The organism is Ralstonia sp. 1138, assembly GCF_040544795.1.
Lineage (GTDB): Bacteria > Pseudomonadota > Gammaproteobacteria > Burkholderiales > Burkholderiaceae > Ralstonia > Ralstonia flatus.
In genome coordinates this window covers 218998-237994 of the sequence record NZ_JBEPKQ010000004.1, presented here as the reverse complement: position 1 = coordinate 237994, position 18997 = coordinate 218998, and the positions used below count along the sequence as shown (strand labels likewise).

Here is an 18997-nt window from a genome sequence, read left to right as displayed (position 1 = left end):
CAAACTCAAGATCAGGAGAGGGCGAGCTGGCTGGCGAGCTGCTGCGCGGTCACGACAGACGTTCCGCTGGCAGCTTGGGGCTCGACGCGCCAGAGCTCGTGAATGGCGATGGCTCCCCCATCGCCGCACACGCCGAACATCGCATTATCCACGACGTGCAAGCCCGGCGGCAAATTCGTAAAGTTTTGATGCGCCAGGCGGGCCCGCGCCACAATGTAGCGTTCGCTGCCGGCGTCCGTAAAGGCGCCGGGGTAGGGCGGCGCCACGGCACGGATCAGGTTATAGACCTGCTGGGCCGGTTTGGACCAGTCGATGCGGCCGTCTTCGGGCTTGCGGCCGCCAAAATAGCTGCCGTTGGCCAGTACGTTCGGGTGCTGCGGGATTTGCCCGGCAATCATCGCGGGAAGCGCACGCCACAGGGTTTGCTCGGCCGCAACAGTGGCCTTTTCGAACACTTCGTGTGAGGTGTCGTCCGGCAGGATCGGCACGATGGTCTGGTCGACGATGTAGCCGGCATCCGGCTTTTCGACCATTTCGTGCAGGGTGGCGCCGGTTTCGGTCTCGCCGTGCAGGACCGCCCAGTTGATGGGCACGCGGCCGCGGTACTTGGGCAGCAGCGAACCGTGCATGTTGAACGCGCCAAATTTGGCGAGGCTCAACAGGCGCATCGGGATCATGTGCCGGTAATAGAACGAAAAGATGAAGTCCGGCGCAATGGCGGCGATGCGCGCTTGCAGGTCTTCGCCGTTTGCGTTGTCCGGCGTGATGAAGGGGATACCTAATTCCTGTGCGGTGGCGCGCACGCTGCCGAACCAGATGTTCTCCGCAGCGTTGTCCTCATGCGTGACGACGAGTTCGACCTGGATGCCCCGCGCGGCCAGCACGCGCAGGCAACGTACACCGACGTTGTGATACGCGAAAACGACGGCGCGTCGTTTGGTGTCGGAACTCATGCAACACCTCGCTGCGTGCCCGTCTTCAGGCCGGCGGCGCCGGCTTCATGCAGGTGCGATGTTTCCTCGAGCACACCCTGCACCAGATAGCGCGGGCGCTCGCGCACCTGTTGATAGATGCGGCCGATGTATTCGCCGAGCAAGCCGATGCCGAACAGCAGCACGCCCATCAGGAAGAACGTGATGGCGAACAGCGTGAACACGCCCTGGACTTCCGCGCCCAGGACGAAGCGGCGTATCACCAGCAAAATGAACAGGACCGCCGAGGCGAACGACAGCAGCATCCCGATCGCCGAGAACCACTGCAGCGGCACCACCGAGAAGCCCGTCACCAGGTCGAAATTCAGGCGTACGAGCTTGTACAGCGAGTACTTCGACTCGCCCGCGAAGCGCTCTTCGTGGTCGACTTCGATTTCGGTGGGGTTCTTGCTGAAGGTGTAGGCCAGCGCTGGGATGAAGGTGTTGACTTCGCGGCAGCGGTTGATGGTGTCGACGATGGTCCGGCTGTAGGCGCGCAGCATGCAGCCCTGGTCGGTCATCTTGATGTGCGTGATGCGCTCGCGAAGCGAGTTCATTGCGCGCGACGCGGTGCGGCGGAACCAGCTGTCCTGGCGTACGCGGCGGATGGTGCCGACGTAGTCGTAGCCTTCGTCGAGCTTTTCGACAAGGCGGCCGATTTCTTCCGGCGGGTTCTGCAAGTCGGCATCGAGCGTGACGACGCGTTCGCCGCGCGCATGTTCGAAGCCGGCCAGGATGGCCATGTGCTGGCCGTAGTTGCCGTTGAACAGGACGACGCGCGTGCTGTCCGGGCGCGCGCGGAACTGTTCGGCCAGCATGGCGGCGGAGCGGTCGCGGCTGCCGTCGTTGACGAACACGACCTCATACGAGATGGCGAGTGCGTCGAGTGCGGGGTACAGACGCGCAAACAGCGCGGCGAGCCCGTCTTCTTCGTTGTAAACAGGAATGACGACCGAGAGAGCGGGTGTCTTCATTATTGGATTATTGGTACTGGGCGCAAAGTTGGCGGACCGCGCTGACCACGCGATCCACATCGGAATCTTCCATGCCGGCAAACATCGGCAGCGTAACGATGGCACGGCCGATGCGCTCGGCCACCGGGAACATGCCCGGCTTCCAGCCGAGTTCGCGATAGAGCTTGAACAGGTGGATCGGTGGATAATGCACGCCCGCGCCGATGCCCAGCGTCTTCAGGCCGGCCATGAACCCGGCGCGATCGACCTTCAGGCGATCCAGCGGCAGCACGATCTGGAACATGTGCCAGTTGGTATTCGTAAAGTTCTCCACCGGCAGTTCGACGCCGAACGACTCGATGTCGGCCGCGCGCATGCCGGCAAAGTAGCGGCGGGCCAGCGCAGCGCGTCGGGCAGTGACGGCTTCCAGCTGAGCGAACTGCCCCAGGCCGATCACCGCATTCACGTCGGTCAGGTTGAACTTGCCGCCCACCAGGTCGACTTCCATGCCGTCAAAGCCGGTGCGCACGACGCCCTGCAGGCGATATTTTTCGGCCAGCACGGCTTCTTCTGGCGTGTTGAGCACCAGCGCGCCGCCTTCGATGGTCGTGATGTTCTTGTTGGCCTGGAAGCTGAAGCTGACCAGGTCGCCGATCTCGCCGATGCGCTTGTCGCCCCAGCGCGAACCAATGGCCTGTGCGGCGTCTTCCACCACGCGCAGCTTGTGGCGGCGGGCGATGTCGTACAGACGGTCCATGTCGACGGGCAGCCCCGACAGATAGACCGGAATGATCGCCTTGGTGCGCGGCGTGATGGCGGCCTCGACCTTGTCCAGGTCGATGTTGCGCGTCACGGGGTCGATATCGACGAAGACCGGCTTGGCGCCGACCGTCAGCACCACGTTGGACGTGGCGACCCACGAGATCGGCGTGGTGATGACCTCATCGCCGGGGCCGATGCCCGCAATGCGCAGCGCGACTTCCATCGTGGCCGTGCCGTTGGCGAATGTGCGGACGATACGGCCGCCAAAGTATTCCGACAGCGCGGCTTCGAATGCGGCGACCTTGGGCCCCGACGTGATCCAGCCCGAGCGCAGCACATCGGCCACGGCAGCGATGGTCGCTTCGTCAATGGTGGGGCGCACGAAGGGCAGGAAGGGAAGCTCGGCAGTGGCGGTGGTTTGCGTCATGACTTGAATGAGGTTGGGAGCCGGGTGTGGGCGGACCGGCTCACGAACGAGCCAGCACAAGGACCCCGACGAGAATGATGGCGATGCCGATCAGGCGCTGCACCGTCAGCACTTCGCCAAACAGATACCACGCCAGGAAGGCGTTGACCACGTAGCCCAGCGACAGCATCGGATACGCGATGGTCACATCCACGCGTGACAGCCCGAGAATCCACACCACCACCGAGATGACGTAGCACGACAGCCCCCCAATGATGGGCCACTGCGTTGCAAGCTTGATGCCGATCGGCAGGATGTTGTCAGCCGAAAACGCAAAGCGGCCGATGTTGTTGACGCCCGCCTTGAGCAGCAGTTGGGCGCAGGCATTGAGCATGACGCCCGTCAGGATCAGCCCGAAAGTGACCAGATTCATGTGTTCTTTTGATGTTTTGCAGACTGCGGCGGTTTCCCCGTACGAACATTCTCAATCCCGCCGCCGGGGCGCATGTTACGACAATTCCGCTTGCGCGCCCCTTTCGAGAATCCGTGGCGGTAAAACCTAGTTGCGCCGGACGATGACGCGGCGGGCATCGCGGGCGATCACGATCATCGGTACGCCTTGGGCCGTCAGTCGATCATAGGTGCCCGGTCCCATCATGGCGACGGCCTGGCCGCCGGCTTTCCAGCGCGCTACGAACGCTTCGGTGGTCGGCACCCACTTGGTCGGCTCCTGCTCTACGCCGAAGGCCAATTCATCGGGTTCCTGCACCATGATGGTGGGCCTGCCGAGGTAAAACGGCATTGTATGGTCCAGACGCTCGACCGCATAGAACGGCACGTCGGGCTTGAGCCACGGCCGGACGGCAGACACGAGATCGATACCCGACATCGAGCGCCCAAAGGCTTCGTGGCCGAGCATCGCGGCGGTAAACGTCAGGAACCACGCGCACGCAAACGCGACGACGCTCTCGAAGCGCCGGCCTGCCAAGCGAATGGCGAGCCACGTGAACGCAGCTCCCGCCGCGAATGCCACGGCCAGGAATACCGCAAAGCGGGAAAACACTGCATTCGGGTACATGCCGGACGACATCGTCGCCACGTAACCGCTGGCTGCGAGGCCGACCAGCGCAAGCGCCAGGAAGCCCTTGAGTTGCCAGCGCCACGCGCGCTCGCTGGTGTGTTCGAGTACCAGGGCCGCCAGAATCGCCAGCGCGGGAATGATCGGGAAGATGTAGCCCGGCAGCTTCGAGTCGGAAATGCTGAAAAACGCGAAGATCAGGACGGCCCACAGGCCGAGCACCAGCGTCGGGCGGAAGCCGTTGCTGGCAGTTTCGGCGCGCGCCATGGTCAGGCGTGCGGCGCCGGGCAATTGCGCCAGCCAAGGCAGGAAACCGGCCACCAGCAGCGGCACGAAATACCAGAGCGGCGCATTGCGGTTGTGCACGGTCGACGTGAAGCGCTGGAAATGCTCGTGCACGAAGAAGAACCAGGCAAATTCCGGATTCCGCATCGAGATCAACACGAACCAAGGCGCGCCCACGGCAAAGAAGATGATCAGCCCAGTCACGAGATGCAGGCGCTTCCAGAGCGCCCAGTCGCGCGCGACCAACGTATAGACCACCAGCACGAAGCCTGGCAGCACCACGCCGATCAGGCCCTTGCTCAATACCGCAAGCGCCATCGACGCCCAGCAGGCCCACATCCAGCCGCGCTGCTGCGCGCGCGTCGCATCCGGATGCTGTGCGAGCAGCAGCGAGCCCAGGGCCATCGTCATGCAACCGGCTACGCCCATGTCGAGCGAATTGAAGTGCGAGCCGACGTTCCATAGAGGCGCACTCGCCAGCACCAGGCCGCTGATGACGGCCGTCCGCTTGCCCCACCAGCGCGCCGCCGCCAGCATCGTGAAAACAATGCCGATGATGCCGGAAAGCGCGGTGAACAGCCGCGCCTGCCAGTCGCCAATGCCGAACAGCGTATAGGCGAGCGCGGTGCCCCACATCTGCAGCGGCGGCTTCTCGAAATACTTCAGGGCGTTGTAACGGATGGTCACCCAGTCGCCCGAGACGAACATCTCGCGCGCAATTTCGGCGTAGCGGCCTTCGTCGGTGGGAATCAGGTGCCGGTAGCCCAGCGTACCGAGCCAGACGGCAAGGAACGCAGCGGCCAGCAGCCAAAGGGAAGCAGCGTTGCGCCAGGGGAGGGTGGGCGCTTGGGCGGTGCGGTCGATCGGCATGCGGTCAGGCACGCTCGATCAGCAGGGCGGCGGCCACCTTGCGGCCTTCCAGCATCAGGATGTTGTAAGTGCGGCCGGCGGCCTGCAGGTCCATAGCGTCCACGCCGATGCGCTTCTCGGTGAGCGGCACTGTCAGCCGCGGGTGCGGGAAGCGCAGCTTGTTGCCTGTCCCGAAGATCACCACTTCGGCGCCGAGTTCGAGCAAGCGGGAGAAATGCTCGGGCGTCAGGTCTTCAAAGCGCGCAAGGTCCCACGGCACCACGGCGCCCTCGGGCATCACCAGCACGGAGTGCTCGTAGCGCACCTTGTTGATTTCGATATAGCCGTCGCCATAGCCGGTGACGGTATTGAGGATGGTCGACGAATCGGATGAATGGAGCTTCAAGGCGGAATCCCATCGGGCGCCATGACTGCCGCGCATACGGCGGCACGCTGGCAGAGGCGCTAGGTTTCAGACGTTCGGGCGGGTTTCGCTGCGTTGCAAAAATGCCCGCCTAAGTCTGTCATAATGGGCTAAATTATATCTTTTTCTCTCCTTCGCCCGCCGCGCCATAAGCGATGCCCGGAAAGGAATAAGCGCAGCGGTGCCTGCCGCTGTGTGGCGTTACCGTCGCCGCTGTGCTGTGCCACAGAATGCCCGTAGTTCAAGCCCGTTCAACGTCGCCCATCGCCGCCTTGCCCGTGAAAACGATCCAGAAATCCGCCAAGCTCAACAACGTCTGCTATGACATTCGCGGCCCCGTGCTCGAAAAGGCCAAGCAGATGGAAGAAGACGGCCACAAGATCATCAAGCTGAATATCGGCAACCTTGCCCCATTCGGTTTCGATGCCCCGGAAGAGATCCAGCTGGACATGATCCGTAACCTGCCGAATTCGGCCGGCTATTCGGATTCCAAAGGCATCTTCGCGGCGCGCAAGGCGGTGATGCACTACACGCAGGAACAGGGCATCAAGAACGTCACGCTGGACGACATCTATCTGGGCAATGGCGCGTCCGAGCTGATTTCGCTCGCCACCAACGCGCTGCTCGACGCCGGCGACGAGCTGCTGCTGCCGGCTCCCGACTATCCGCTGTGGACCGCCGTGACGAGCCTTTCGGGCGGCACGCCGGTGCACTACACCTGCGACGAAGCCAATGGCTGGATGCCGGACCTGGACGACATTCGCGCCAAGATCACGCCCAACACCAAGGGCATCGTCGTCATCAACCCGAACAACCCGACTGGCGCGCTGTATTCGGACGAACTGCTGCTCGGCATCGTCGCCATTGCGCGCGAGCACGGGCTGGTGATCTTCGCCGACGAGGTGTACGACAAGGTCTTGTTCGACGACAACAAACACACAGCGATCGGTTCGCTGTCGGAAGACGTGCTGACCGTGACGTTCAACAGCCTGTCGAAGAGCTACCGTTCGTGCGGCTACCGCGCGGGCTGGATGGTCGTGTCCGGCGACAAGCGCCCGGCCAAGGATTACATCGAAGGCCTCAACATGCTGTCGTCCATGCGCCTGTGCGCCAACGTGCCGGGCCAATGGGCGATCCAGACTGCGCTGGGCGGTTACCAGAGCATCAAAGACCTGGTGGCGCCGGGCGGCCGCATGCGCCGTCAGCGTGACTTGGCGCACGAGCTGATCACCGCCATCCCCGGCGTGACGTGTGTGAAGCCCAAGGCTGCGCTGTACATGTTCCCGCGCCTGGACCCGGCCGTGTACCCGATCGAAGACGATCAGACCTTCATCCGCCAACTGCTGGAAGAAGAGCGTGTGCTGCTGGTGCAGGGCACGGGCTTCAACTGGCACTCGCCAGACCACTTCCGCATCGTCTTCCTGCCGCACGAAGACGATCTTCGTGAAGCGATTGGCCGAATTGCGCGCTTCCTGGAGCGGTACCGTCAACGTCACGGTACTGGCATCCGGGCCGCATAAGATCGGTCTTCCGCCAGATCAGTCACTTGCGGGGCAGACCGAGGCGTCTGCCCTGTGTGTTTTTTGCTTCTCCGCTTTTTCGTTTCTCTACGACACGTCTCATGAATCCCATCAAGATCGGCCTGCTCGGGCTCGGTACCGTCGGTGGCGGTACCCTCAAGGTTCTGCAACGGAACCAGGAAGAAATCCGCCGTCGTGCGGGTCGCGGCATTGAAGTCGCCATGATTGCCGTGCGCAATCTCGACCGCGCACGCGCCATCGTGCAGGAAGCCGGTGCGACCGTGCCGGTGGTGAACGACCCGTTTGCGATTGTGGATTCGCCCGAGATCGATATCGTCGTGGAGCTGATCGGCGGCTATGACCTGACGCGCGAGCTGGTGCTGCGCGCCATCGCCAATGGCAAGCACGTTGTCACCGCCAACAAGGCGCTGCTGGCCGTGCATGGCAACGAGATCTTCAAGGCTGCGCAGGACAAGGGCGTGATGGTGGCATTCGAAGCCGCCGTGGCCGGTGGCATCCCCATCATCAAGGCATTGCGCGAAGGCCTGACGGCCAACCGCATCGAGTGGATCGCCGGCATCATCAACGGCACCACGAACTTCATCCTGTCCGAGATGCGCGATAAGGGCCTGGACTTCGACACCGTGTTGAAGGAAGCCCAGCGCCTGGGCTATGCCGAGGCCGATCCGACCTTCGACATCGAGGGCTTTGACGCCGCGCACAAGCTGACGCTCATGAGCGCCATCGCGTTTGGCGTGCCGGTGCAGTTCGACCGTGCCTACGTAGAAGGCATCACCAAGCTGGAAGCCGTCGACATCCGCTATGCCGAAGAACTCGGCTACCGCATCAAGCTGCTGGGCATCACGCGCCGTGCCGAGGCCGGCATCGAGCTGCGCGTGCATCCGACGCTGGTGCCGGCCAAGCGCCTGATCGCCAACGTCGAGGGCGCGATGAACGCCGTGGTCGTCAACGGCGATGCCGTCGGCCCGACGCTGTACTACGGCAAGGGGGCCGGCGCCGAGCCGACCGCTTCGGCCGTCGTCGCCGATCTGGTGGACGTGACACGCCTGCACACGGCCGACCCGGAACACCGCGTGCCGCATCTGGCGTTCCAGCCGGACGCGCTGTCCGATACGCCCGTGCTGCCGATCGACGAAGTGCGTTCGAGCTACTACCTGCGCATGCGCGTGGCGGACGAAACCGGCGTGCTGGCCGACATCACGCGCATCCTGGCCGAAGGCGGCATCTCGATCGACGCCATGCTGCAGAAGGAATCGCGCGAAGGCGAGCCGCAGACCGACATCATCATGCTGTCGCACGTGACGGTCGAGAAGCGCGTGAACGCTGCCATCGCCGCCATTGAAGCGCTGCCGACCGTGCTGTCGAAGGTGACGCGCATCCGCATGGAAGAACTGAACTAAGCGCAGGACACGAGCATGCAATACCGATCGACCCGCGGCCACGCAGAGCCGCAAAGTTTCTCCCGCATCCTGCTGGGCGGCCTGGCGCCGGACGGCGGCCTGTACCTGCCCGAGCAGTATCCGCAAGTCAGCGTTGAAGAGCTGACCCGCTGGCGCGACCTGCCGTACGCCGACCTCGCCTTTGAGATCCTGCGCAAGTTCGCCACCGACATTCCCGAAGACGACCTGCGCGCACTGACCCGCCGCACCTACACGCCTGAGGTCTACTGCAACGCACGCGCGGGCGACAACACCGCCGACATCACCCCGCTGCACAAGCTGGGCGAGGAGGGCGGCACGTCGCTGTCGCTGCTGTGCCTGTCGAACGGCCCGACGCTGGCCTTCAAGGACATGGCGATGCAGCTGCTGGGCAACCTCTTCGAATACGCGCTCGATCGTGAGCACGCCGAGCTGAACATTCTCGGCGCCACCTCCGGCGACACGGGCAGCGCCGCCGAATACGCGATGCGCGGCAAGCGCGGCGTGCGCGTGTTCATGCTGAGCCCGCATCGCAAGATGAGCGCGTTCCAGACCGCGCAGATGTTCAGCCTGCAAGACAAGAACATCTTCAACATCGCCATCGAAGGCGTGTTCGACGACGCGCAGGACATCGTCAAGGCGGTGTCGAACGATCTCGACTACAAGGCGCGCCAGAAGATCGGCACGGTCAACTCGATCAACTGGGCGCGCGTCGTTGCCCAGGTCGTCTACTACTTCAAGGGCTACCTGCTGGCCGCCCCGAAGATTGGCGACAAGGTGTCGTTCTGCGTGCCCTCGGGCAACTTCGGCAATGTTTGCGCCGGCCACATCGCGCGCATGATGGGTTTGCCGATCGACAAGCTCGTCGTGGCCACCAACGAGAACGACGTGCTCGACGAGTTCTTCCGCACCGGCACGTACCGCGTGCGTTCGGCCGCCCAGACGTACCACACGTCCAGCCCCAGCATGGACATCAGCAAGGCGTCGAACTTCGAGCGCTTCGTGTTCGACCTGCTGGATCGTGATCCGGCACGCCTGGCGCAACTCTTCCGCGACGTCGACGAAAAGGGCGGTTTCTCGATGACGGGCAAGCCGGAGTTCGACCGCATCGCCGAGTTCGGCTTTGTCTCGGGCCGCAGCTCGCACGACGACCGCGTCGATACCATCCGCGATGTGTTTGCCACCTACGGCACGATGATCGACACCCACACCGCCGACGGCGTGAAGGTGGCGCGCGAGAACCTGACGCCGGGCGTGCCGATGGTGGTGCTGGAAACGGCGCTGCCGGCCAAGTTTGGCGACACCATTCGCGAAGCGCTGGACCGCGAGCCGGAGCGCCCGGCTGGCTACGCCGATATCGAATCGCTGCCGCAGCGCTTCGAAGTCATGCCGGCAGACGCGGACCGCATCAAGGTCTACATCGCCCAGCACACGGGCCTCTAAAGCGATGGAAGCAGTGCCGGATGACGCCGCCGGAGCAGCGTTCGAGCGCTGCCTGCACGACATCCGCGCCTGCCGCGAGTGCCAGGGCGCATTGGCACACGAGCCTCGCCCTGTTGTCGTCGCGAACCGCCGCGCCCGCGTCCTGATCATCGGGCAGGCGCCGGGCCGCATCGTCCACGAGACCGGCATCCCCTGGAACGACCGCTCAGGCGACCGCCTGCGTCAGTGGCTGCACATCTCGTACGACGATTTCTACGCCGACCGCCGCATCGCCGTGGTGCCGATGGGTTTCTGCTTTCCGGGCACCGGCGCGAACGGCGATTTGCCGCCCCGCCCGGAATGCGCGCCCAAATGGCACAGGCCGCTGCTCACAGCGATGCCCGATGTGCGGCTCGCGCTGCTGGTGGGTACCTATGCCCAGCGCAACTACCTCGACGTGCCGCGCGACTGGTCGCTGACCGACGTCGTGCGCAACGGCCCGGTGCACGACGCTGACGGCCGTGTGCTGTTCCCGCTGCCGCATCCGAGCCCCCGCAACCTGGCCTGGTTCAAACACAACCCGTGGTTCGACGCGCACATCGTGCCGGCGCTGCGGGCGGCGCTGGCCGACGCATTCGCTTGATACGGCTGGGCTGATGCATGGCATCGGCCTGGAACCGATACAATCGAAATCTCCTTTTCGATTCTGCTTTCCCATTCCTGCATGTCTGCCAACGATGCTCCCGCCGTCAAACCGTCTTTGCTGACGCTCGATGCGGCGCTGTCGCAACTGCTTGCCGCAGTGCGCGCTTTGCACGAGACCGAAACCGTGTCGACGTTGCACGCCAACGGGCGCGTGCTCGCTGAGGCCGTGCGCAGCAGCCTGAACGTGCCGCCCGCCGACAACACGCAGATGGACGGCTACGCCGTGCGCGCCGCCGACATCACCGCGCCGGGCACGCGCCTGAAGGTGGCGCAGCGCATTCCCGCCGGCCATGTCGGCCAGCCGCTGAATGCGGGCGAGGCGGCGCGCATCTTCACCGGCGCCCTGATCCCGCCGGGCGCCGATGCGGTCGTCATGCAGGAGCAATGCAAGGCTGACCCGGACACGGGTACCGTCGTCATCGAGCACGTGCCGGAATCCGGCGAATGGATCCGTCGCGCCGGCGAGGACATCGCCGACGGCGCCGAAATCCTGCCGCGCGGCACGCGCCTCGGCCCGCAACAACTGGGCTTGGCAGCTTCGGTCGGCTGCGCCAATCTGCACGTCGTGCGTCGTCCGCGCGTGGCCGTGTTCTTTACCGGCGACGAACTGGCCATGCCCGGCGAGCCGCTCAAGCCCGGCGCCATCTACAACTCCAACCGCTTCACGCTGCGCGCGCTGCTGGAAAACCTCGGTTGCGACATTACCGATTTCGGCATCGTGCCCGACACGCTGCAAGCCACGCGCGACACGCTGCGCGAAGCGGCCGAGGCGCACGACCTCATCATCACCTCCGGCGGCGTGTCGGTGGGCGAGGAAGATCACATCAAGCCGGCGGTGGAAGCCGAAGGGCGCCTGAACCTCTGGCAGATCGCCATCAAGCCGGGCAAGCCGCTCGCCTTTGGCGAGGTGCGCCGCCCCGAAGGCATGGTGGGCGGCCCGACCGCATTTTTCATTGGTCTGCCCGGCAATCCGGTGTCGAGCTTCGTCACCTTCCTGCTGTTTGTACGGCCGTTCATCCTGCGCCTGCAGGGCGTGGCCGACGTGGCGCCGAAGCGCATCCCGATGCGCGCCGACTTTGCGCTGCCCAAGGGCGATCGCCGCAACGAGTTCCTGCGTGCGCGCATCAATGCCAACGGCGGGCTGGACCTCTTCCCGAATCAAAGCTCCGGCGTGCTGACCTCCACCGTGTGGGGCGATGGGTTGATCGACAACCCGCCCAACCAGCCGATCGCGCCCGGCGATGTGGTCAGCTTTCTGCCGTTTGCAGGCCTGGTGTAAGGAGCGATGGACATGCAGATCGAGCTTCGTTTCTTTGCCAGCGTGCGTGAACAACTCGGGACTTCGCAGGAGCAGGTGGTCGTGCCGGACGCCGTGCGCACCGTGGGCGATGTGCGCCGCTGGCTCGCGCAGCGCGGTCCCGTCTGGGGCGAAACGCTGGCCGAAGGCCGTGCGCTGCGCATGGCGGTGGACCACCAGATCGTGCCGGCCGATACCGCCGTGCACGACGGCTGCGAAGTCGCTTTCTTCCCGCCCGTGACCGGCGGCTGAGCGCAGGAGAGCAAACATGCCCGTCCGCGTGCAGGAAGCCGACTTCGACCTCGGCGGCGAGATTGCAGCGCTCCGTGCAGGCCGCCCGAACATTGGCGCGGTGGCCAGCTTCATCGGCACCGTGCGCGACATCAACGACGGTACCGGCGTGTCGGAGATGGAGCTGGAGCACTATCCCGGCATGACCGAAAAGGCGCTCGCCGACATCGTGAGCGCGGCCATGCAGCGGTGGGAGCTGATCGACGCGCTCGTCATCCACCGCGTTGGCAAGCTCAAGCCGCAAGACCAGATCGTGCTGGTGGCGGTGGCGTCCAAGCACCGCGGCGAGTCCTTTGCCGCGTGCGAATTCATCATGGATTACCTCAAGAGCGAGGCGCCGTTCTGGAAGAAGGAACAGACGCCCGAAGGCGCGCGCTGGGTCGATGCGTGTGTCACCGACGACAAGGCGCTCGCCCGCTGGGGGATTGCCACCACCAACGCCGCGACACGCACGGCTGATCAGCCCGGCGCATCGGCGCAACCCAACGACTACGAATAACAAGGACGCGACCGCATGGGCGGAATGGGCTTTCTGGCAGTTGGGGTGGGTGCTGTGCTGGGAGCCTGGTTGCGCTGGGCGCTCGCCATCTTGTTGAACGCCATCAATCCGGCCTTGCCGTACGGCACGCTGGCCGCCAATCTGGTGGGGGGCTACCTGATCGGCGTCGCGGTGGGCTTTTTCGATACGCACGCGGGGCTGCCCCCGGAATGGCGTTTGCTGGTCATCACCGGTTTTCTGGGCGGGCTGACGACGTTCTCGACGTTTTCCAGCGAGGTTGTCGCCAACATCCTGGCCGGCGACCACCTGATGGGCGCGGTGCACATCGTGGCGCATCTGGGCGGCTCGCTGTTCCTCACGATGCTCGGCCTCTGGACGGTGCGCACCTTCAGTTGATCGCAAGCCCCGCCTGCAAATCGAGTTGCGAATGAGAAGTTTGGTTCACATACTGGTAGTGCCTGCGGTGGCTTAGGGACGTGCAGTATTGAAGGCCGCCGCGGGTTTGCTTTGTGTTGTTCCATCCATAACGAGAAGGAGACGCAATGAAACCAACCCGAACGGCGCGCCTGCGACGGCACGTCTCGCCCAGCAACCTCATCGCTGCCGGCGCCGTGCTGCTGGCCGGCTGCGGCGTACTGAGCGCCTGCGGCGGCAGCAATGACGGCAACAACGTGCCGGGCAATACCAAACCGGCCTTTGCCGGCAAGGTGACCGTCACGCGGTACGACGGCGTATCGGACGACCTGCTGACCGCCGGGCTGGGGGCAAGCGGCCTGGCCTCGGCCACCGCGCCCGCCATCGCCAACCCCACCGCGCCCACGGCAGCCGAGCTGCGCCGGCTGGCGATCTACGCCAATTACCGGGCGCTGGTCGACACGGCGGCCAAGGGCGGCTACGGCACGCTCTATGGCCCGAACGTCGACGCGAGCGGCAACGTCACACAGGGCTCCGGCATGATCGCCGGCACCGAATACGTGACGTACTCCGATGACGGCACCGGCCAGCAGAACGTGGTGCTGCTCGTGCAGATTCCGGACAGCTTCGACGTCAACAACCCCTGCATCATCACCGCCACCTCGTCGGGCTCGCGCGGCATCTACGGCGCGATTTCCACGGGCGAATGGGGCCTCAAGCGCAAGTGCGCCGTCGCCTATACGGACAAGGGCACCGGCGCCGGTCCGCACGACCTGGCCACCGATACCGTCGCCCTGCAGGACGGCACGCGCACCACGCGCAGCGCAGCCGGGTCGAACGCGCACTTTGCCGCGCCGCTCACCAGCAGCCAGCTTTCTGCCTTCAACGCGGCCACGCCGAACCGGCTGGCGTTCAAGCACGCGCATTCACAGCGCAACCCCGAGAAGGACTGGGGCCTGTTCACGCTGCAGGCCGTGCAGTTCGCGTTCTGGGCGATCAACGACAAAGTCTCGGCGACGAGCGGTGCGCTGGTGGGCAGCGCGCTGCCGGTGCGTCCGGACAACACCATCGTCATCGCGTCGAGCATCTCCAATGGCGGCGGCGCAGCCATCGCGGCGGCCGAGCAGGACACCGGCGGGTGGATCGACGGGGTGGCCGTCGGCGAGCCCGGCCTGAACCTGCCGGCCAACACTGGCGTGCAGGTCGTGCGCGGCGGCACCACGCTGCCGACGACCGGCAAACCGCTGTTCGACTACGTGAGCTACGCCAATGTGTTCCGGCTGTGCGCGGCATCGTCTGCCAGCGTTGCCACGGCACCGGCGCAGGCGTTCTTTGGCAGTCTGACGACCTTCCCCGCGGGCGCGCAGGCCAACCGCTGCGCCGCGCTCAAGGCGGCCGGGCTGCTGACGTCCAGCACGGCCGCTGCCCAGGCTGACGAAGCGCTGCAGAAGATGCGCACCTACGGCTGGGAGCCCGAGTCGGATCTCGTGCATGCGTCGATGTCGTTCTACGAGATCGACCCATCCGTGGCGACCACCTTTGGCAACGCGCTCTCGCGCGCCAGCGTGACCGACAACCTGTGCGGATTGAGTTTCGCGGCAACCGACGCGTCGTTCCATCCGACGGCGGTGAACGCCACGGCGCTCGCGCAGATGGCGGCGGTTGGCAACGGCATTCCGCCCACCTCCGGCGTGCAGCTCGTCAACAACAACGCCCAGGGTGGCCCGACGCGCAGCAACCAGTCGGTCGACTCCACCGGCACGCAGGCTGCCAACCTCGATGGCGCGCTGTGCCTGCGCAACCTGCTGACGGGCGCCGATGCCGCGTCGCAATCGTTGCAGACGGGGATCAGCCAGACGCTGCGCACCGGCAACCTGCAGGGCAAGCCGGCGTTGATCGTGCAGGGCCGCAACGACGCGCTGCTGCCGGTCAACCATGGTTCGCGGCCGTACCTGGGGCTGAACGCCAAGGTGGAGGGCGGCTCGAGCAAGCTGTCGTATATCGAGGTGATGAACGCGCAGCATTTCGATGGCTTCATCGACCTCGTGCCTGGCTACGACACGCTCTTCGTACCGCTGGTGCTCTATGAGCAGCGCGCGCTGGACGCCATGTACGCCAACCTGAAGAACGGCACGCCGCTGCCGCCTTCGCAGGTGGTGCGCACCACCCCGCGCGGTGGCACGCCCGGTGCTGCTCCGGCCATCAACGCGGCCAACGTGCCGAACTTCACGAGCACACCGGCGGCGGGCGACCGCATCTCAGTGACTGTGTCGGGCGGTGTGGCGACGGTCTCGGTGCCCAACTGATGCGATAGCCACGACGGTTTTGATGCACTTCGGACGGCGGCGTTGCCGACAGGCGCGCCGCCGTTTGTTTTGGCGCAAATCTGCATCAAAAGCCGCGTTTCCACGCTTGAAATGCCACCGAAGCTCCCTATCTTTCGGAGCAGTGAAACATTTTCCGCAAGGGGTTTTTAATGCGTTTGGACAAACTGACCACCCGCTTCCAGGAAGCGCTGGCCGACGCGCAGAGCCTGGCGCTGGGCAACGACAATCCGTACATCGAACCGGTCCACCTGCTGCTGGCCATGCTGCGCCAGCCGGACGGGGCCACCAAGAACCTGCTGGCCCGTGCGGGCGTCAATACCGGCGCCCTGGACACGGCGCTGGACCGCGCCATCAAGCACCTGCCGCAGGTGCAGGGTGGCGAACAGGTGCAGGTAGGTCGAGACCTCGGTAGCCTGCTGCAGCAAACCGAGAAGGAAGGCATCAAGCGTGGCGACCAGTTCATCGCCAGCGAGCTGTTCCTGCTGGCCGTGGCCGACGACAAGGGCGAGGCCGGCCGCATTGCGCGCGAACACGGCCTGTCGCGCAAGCCGCTCGAAGCCGCCATCGACGCAGTGCGCGGCGGCCAGACCGTCGGCAGCGCCGAGGCCGAAAGCCAGCGTGAAGCGCTGAAGAAGTACACCATCGACCTCACCGAGCGCGCACGCATCGGCAAGCTCGACCCCGTCATCGGCCGCGATGACGAAATCCGCCGCGCCATCCAGATCCTGCAGCGCCGCACCAAGAACAACCCGGTGCTGATCGGCGAGCCGGGCGTCGGCAAGACGGCCATCGTCGAAGGCCTGGCGCAGCGCATCGTCAACGGCGAAGTGCCAGAGAGCCTGAAGAACAAGCGCGTGCTGGTGCTCGACATGGCGGGCCTGCTGGCCGGTGCCAAGTACCGCGGCGAGTTCGAAGAGCGCCTGAAGGCCGTGCTGAACGACATCGCCAAGGAAGAGGGCCAGACCATCCTCTTCATCGACGAGATCCACACCATGGTGGGCGCGGGCAAGGCCGAGGGCGCGATGGACGCCGGCAACATGCTCAAGCCGGCGCTGGCACGTGGCGAGCTGCATTGCATCGGCGCGACCACCCTGGACGAATACCGCAAGTACATCGAGAAGGATGCTGCGCTGGAGCGCCGCTTCCAGAAGGTGCTCGTGGGCGAGCCGAGCGTGGAGGCGACCATCGCCATCCTGCGCGGCCTGCAGGAGAAGTACGAACTGCACCACGGCGTGGAGATCACCGACCCGGCGATCGTGGCCGCGGCTGAACTCAGCCACCGTTACATCACCGATCGCTTCCTGCCGGACAAGGCCATCGACCTGATCGACGAAGCAGCGGCGCGCATCAAGATGGAAATCGACTCGAAACCCGAGGCGATGGACAAGCTCGACCGCCGCCTGATCCAGCTCAAGATTGAGCGCGAGGCGGTGAAGAAGGAAACCGACGAAGCCTCGCAGAAGCGCCTGGAGCTGATCGAGCAGGAGATCGAACGCCTGCAGAAGGAATACGCCGATCTGGACGAGATCTGGAAGGCCGAGAAGGGCGCCGCGCAAGGGGCGGCTGCGCTGAAGGAAGAGATCGACAAGATCAAGCTGGAGATCACCAAGCTGCAGCGCGAAGGCAAGCTCGAGAAAGTGGCCGAACTGCAATACGGCAAGCTGCCCGAGCTGGAAGGCAAGCTGAAGGCCGCGACCGCCGCCGAGTCGGCCGGCCAGAAGCAGCCGAACAAGCTGCTGCGCACGCAGGTGGGCGCCGAAGAAATTGCCGAAGTCGTCAGCCGTGCCACGGGCATCCCCGTGTCGAAGATGATGACCGGCGAGCGCGAGAAGCTGCTGAAGATGGAAGACCGCCTGCACGAGCGCGTGGTCGGCCAGGACGAGGCCGTGCGCCTGGTGTCGGATGCCATCCGCCGCTCACGCGCCGGCATTGCGGACGAGAACAAACCGTATGGCTCGTTCCTGTTCCTGGGCCCCACGGGCGTCGGCAAGACCGAGCTGTGCAAGGCGCTGGCCGGCTTCCTGTTCGATTCGGAAGACCACCTCATCCGCATCGACATGAGCGAGTTCATGGAGAAGCATTCCGTGAGCCGCCTGATCGGCGCGCCGCCGGGCTATGTCGGCTACGAGGAAGGCGGTTACCTGACCGAAGCCGTGCGCCGCAAGCCGTACAGCGTGGTGCTGCTCGATGAAGTGGAGAAGGCGCACCCGGACGTCTTCAACGTGCTGCTGCAGGTGCTGGACGATGGCCGCCTGACCGACGGCCAGGGCCGCACGGTCGACTTCAAGAACACGGTGATCGTGATGACCTCGAACCTCGGCTCGCAGCTCATCCAGCAGATGGCGACCGAACCCGCGGATGTGATCAAGGGTGCCGTGTGGCAGGAAGTGAAGACGCATTTCCGCCCCGAGTTCCTGAACCGGATCGACGAGGTGGTGGTGTTCCACGCACTGGACCAACGCAACATCGAATCGATCGCGCGGATCCAGCTCAAGCGGTTGTCGGCACGCTTGGCGCAGATGGACTTGGCGCTGGAGATCAGCGACGAGGCGGTGGCCAGGCTGGCATCGGCGGGTTACGACCCGGTGTTTGGGGCACGGCCGTTGAAGCGGGCGATCCAGCAGCAGCTTGAGAATCCGGTGGCACGGATGATCCTGGAGGGCAAGTTTGCTCCGAAGGATGTGGTGCCGGTGGATTATCGGGATGGGGCGTTTTCGTTTGAGAGGGTTGTGCACTGAAGTTGTTTCTGGGCTTCAAAGGACCGCTCTGGGTTTTCCAGGGCGGTTTTTTTTGGTCTGTTTTTTTGTTGGTGGTCCATCCTCCTTTCGTACCCTGCCGGGCACGACTCACTTTTCTTTGTCTTGCCAAAGAAAAGTAAGCAAAAGAAAGGCGCGCCCGAGATGGCGACCCACTCCTTGAATTTCTGTAACCGGGCGGGGAAGGAGGCAAACTCGCTGCGCTCAGACAGGCCTCCTTCCTTTATCCGCCCGCTTACAGAAATTCAAGGCGCCATCAAGGGCAGGAACGTCAACGGCCAAACCAGTGGTTTGCGTGTCCTGTCGGAGTTTCGTTTGTTGCGGTGTGCTGCTTCGCTTCGCTCGCTATCTCAACCTGTTCTTACTGCTTTGCCTCGCGTCTTGCCGCGCATCTACGACTGCGGCTGTGCTTCGATGGTGTGGCCGTACCTTGCCCTAGATGGCGCCTTGAATTTCTGTTGCAGAGAGGAAAAAGGAAGGGAAACTGTCTGAGCGAAGCGAGTTTTTCCCTTCCCCTCTCTGCGACATAAATTCAAGGAATCCTTCGCCATCTCGGGCGCGCCTTTCTTTGCTTACTTTCTTTGGCAAGACAAAGAAAG

Annotated in this window: 16 protein-coding genes; 10 read left to right on the top strand and 6 right to left on the bottom strand. The window is 64.5% G+C overall.

Features of this window, described 5'->3' with window-relative positions:
• Positions 1-11 precede the first annotated feature (11 nt).
• The 6 genes from ABIC76_RS18690 to ABIC76_RS18665 all read right to left on the bottom strand — a co-directional run bounded on the left by ABIC76_RS18690 (position 12) and on the right by ABIC76_RS18665 (position 5710).
• Positions 12-953 (bottom strand): formyltransferase, encoded by a 942-nt coding sequence (locus tag ABIC76_RS18690; RefSeq protein WP_354534882.1) that lies wholly within the window; start codon positions 951-953, stop codon positions 12-14.
• Positions 950-1945: a glycosyltransferase gene (locus tag ABIC76_RS18685; RefSeq protein WP_354534881.1), complete on the bottom strand. Its 996-nt coding sequence runs from the start codon at positions 1943-1945 to the stop codon at positions 950-952. The genes ABIC76_RS18690 and ABIC76_RS18685 overlap by 4 nt, the downstream gene beginning before the upstream one ends.
• A 7-nt stretch (positions 1946-1952) precedes the next feature.
• Entirely contained in the window at positions 1953-3113 is a 1161-nt protein-coding gene (locus ABIC76_RS18680) for a DegT/DnrJ/EryC1/StrS family aminotransferase (protein WP_027677541.1), read from the bottom strand.
• Positions 3114-3153: 40 nt separating this feature from the next.
• Positions 3154-3525, bottom strand: coding sequence for an SMR family transporter (locus ABIC76_RS18675; RefSeq protein WP_012761830.1), 372 nt, complete (start codon positions 3523-3525; stop codon positions 3154-3156).
• A 126-nt stretch (positions 3526-3651) separates the two neighbouring features.
• Entirely contained in the window at positions 3652-5325 is a 1674-nt protein-coding gene (locus ABIC76_RS18670; protein WP_354535061.1) for a glycosyltransferase family 39 protein, read from the bottom strand.
• Positions 5326-5329: 4 nt separating this feature from the next.
• Entirely contained in the window at positions 5330-5710 is a 381-nt protein-coding gene (locus ABIC76_RS18665) for an Mth938-like domain-containing protein (protein ID WP_027677539.1), read from the bottom strand.
• Positions 5711-6006: 296 nt separating this feature from the next.
• Between ABIC76_RS18665 and ABIC76_RS18660 the strand changes: the two genes are divergently transcribed.
• The 10 genes from ABIC76_RS18660 to clpB all read left to right on the top strand — a co-directional run bounded on the left by ABIC76_RS18660 (position 6007) and on the right by clpB (position 18380).
• A complete protein-coding gene (locus ABIC76_RS18660; RefSeq protein ID WP_009277534.1) occupies positions 6007-7248 on the top strand; it encodes a pyridoxal phosphate-dependent aminotransferase in 1242 nt (413 codons plus the stop codon).
• Positions 7249-7349: 101 nt separating this feature from the next.
• Complete coding sequence (locus ABIC76_RS18655; RefSeq protein ID WP_027677538.1) at positions 7350-8669, top strand: homoserine dehydrogenase; 1320 nt, start codon at positions 7350-7352, stop codon at positions 8667-8669.
• Positions 8670-8684: 15 nt separating this feature from the next.
• Positions 8685-10130: a threonine synthase gene (gene thrC / locus ABIC76_RS18650; RefSeq protein WP_343549569.1), complete on the top strand. Its 1446-nt coding sequence runs from the start codon at positions 8685-8687 to the stop codon at positions 10128-10130.
• 4 nt (positions 10131-10134) lie between these two features.
• Complete coding sequence (locus tag ABIC76_RS18645) at positions 10135-10752, top strand: uracil-DNA glycosylase family protein (RefSeq protein WP_354534880.1); 618 nt, start codon at positions 10135-10137, stop codon at positions 10750-10752.
• A gap of 81 nt (positions 10753-10833) precedes the next feature.
• Positions 10834-12093 (top strand): molybdopterin molybdotransferase MoeA, encoded by a 1260-nt coding sequence (locus tag ABIC76_RS18640; protein WP_102067073.1) that lies wholly within the window; start codon positions 10834-10836, stop codon positions 12091-12093.
• A gap of 12 nt (positions 12094-12105) precedes the next feature.
• Positions 12106-12363 (top strand): molybdopterin converting factor subunit 1, encoded by a 258-nt coding sequence (gene moaD, locus ABIC76_RS18635; protein ID WP_232042652.1) that lies wholly within the window; start codon positions 12106-12108, stop codon positions 12361-12363.
• A 16-nt stretch (positions 12364-12379) separates the two neighbouring features.
• Positions 12380-12901 carry a molybdenum cofactor biosynthesis protein MoaE gene (locus ABIC76_RS18630; protein WP_354534879.1) on the top strand — a complete coding sequence of 174 codons (522 nt, stop codon included), beginning with the start codon at positions 12380-12382 and terminating at the stop codon, positions 12899-12901.
• A gap of 15 nt (positions 12902-12916) precedes the next feature.
• Positions 12917-13297, top strand: coding sequence for a fluoride efflux transporter CrcB (crcB, locus tag ABIC76_RS18625; RefSeq protein ID WP_354534878.1), 381 nt, complete (start codon positions 12917-12919; stop codon positions 13295-13297).
• A 146-nt stretch (positions 13298-13443) separates the two neighbouring features.
• Positions 13444-15621 carry a 3-hydroxybutyrate oligomer hydrolase family protein gene (locus ABIC76_RS18620; RefSeq protein ID WP_354534877.1) on the top strand — a complete coding sequence of 726 codons (2178 nt, stop codon included), beginning with the start codon at positions 13444-13446 and terminating at the stop codon, positions 15619-15621.
• Between the two features lie 170 nt (positions 15622-15791).
• Positions 15792-18380: an ATP-dependent chaperone ClpB gene (gene clpB, locus ABIC76_RS18615; RefSeq protein WP_354534876.1), complete on the top strand. Its 2589-nt coding sequence runs from the start codon at positions 15792-15794 to the stop codon at positions 18378-18380.
• Positions 18381-18997: the final 617 nt, after the last annotated feature.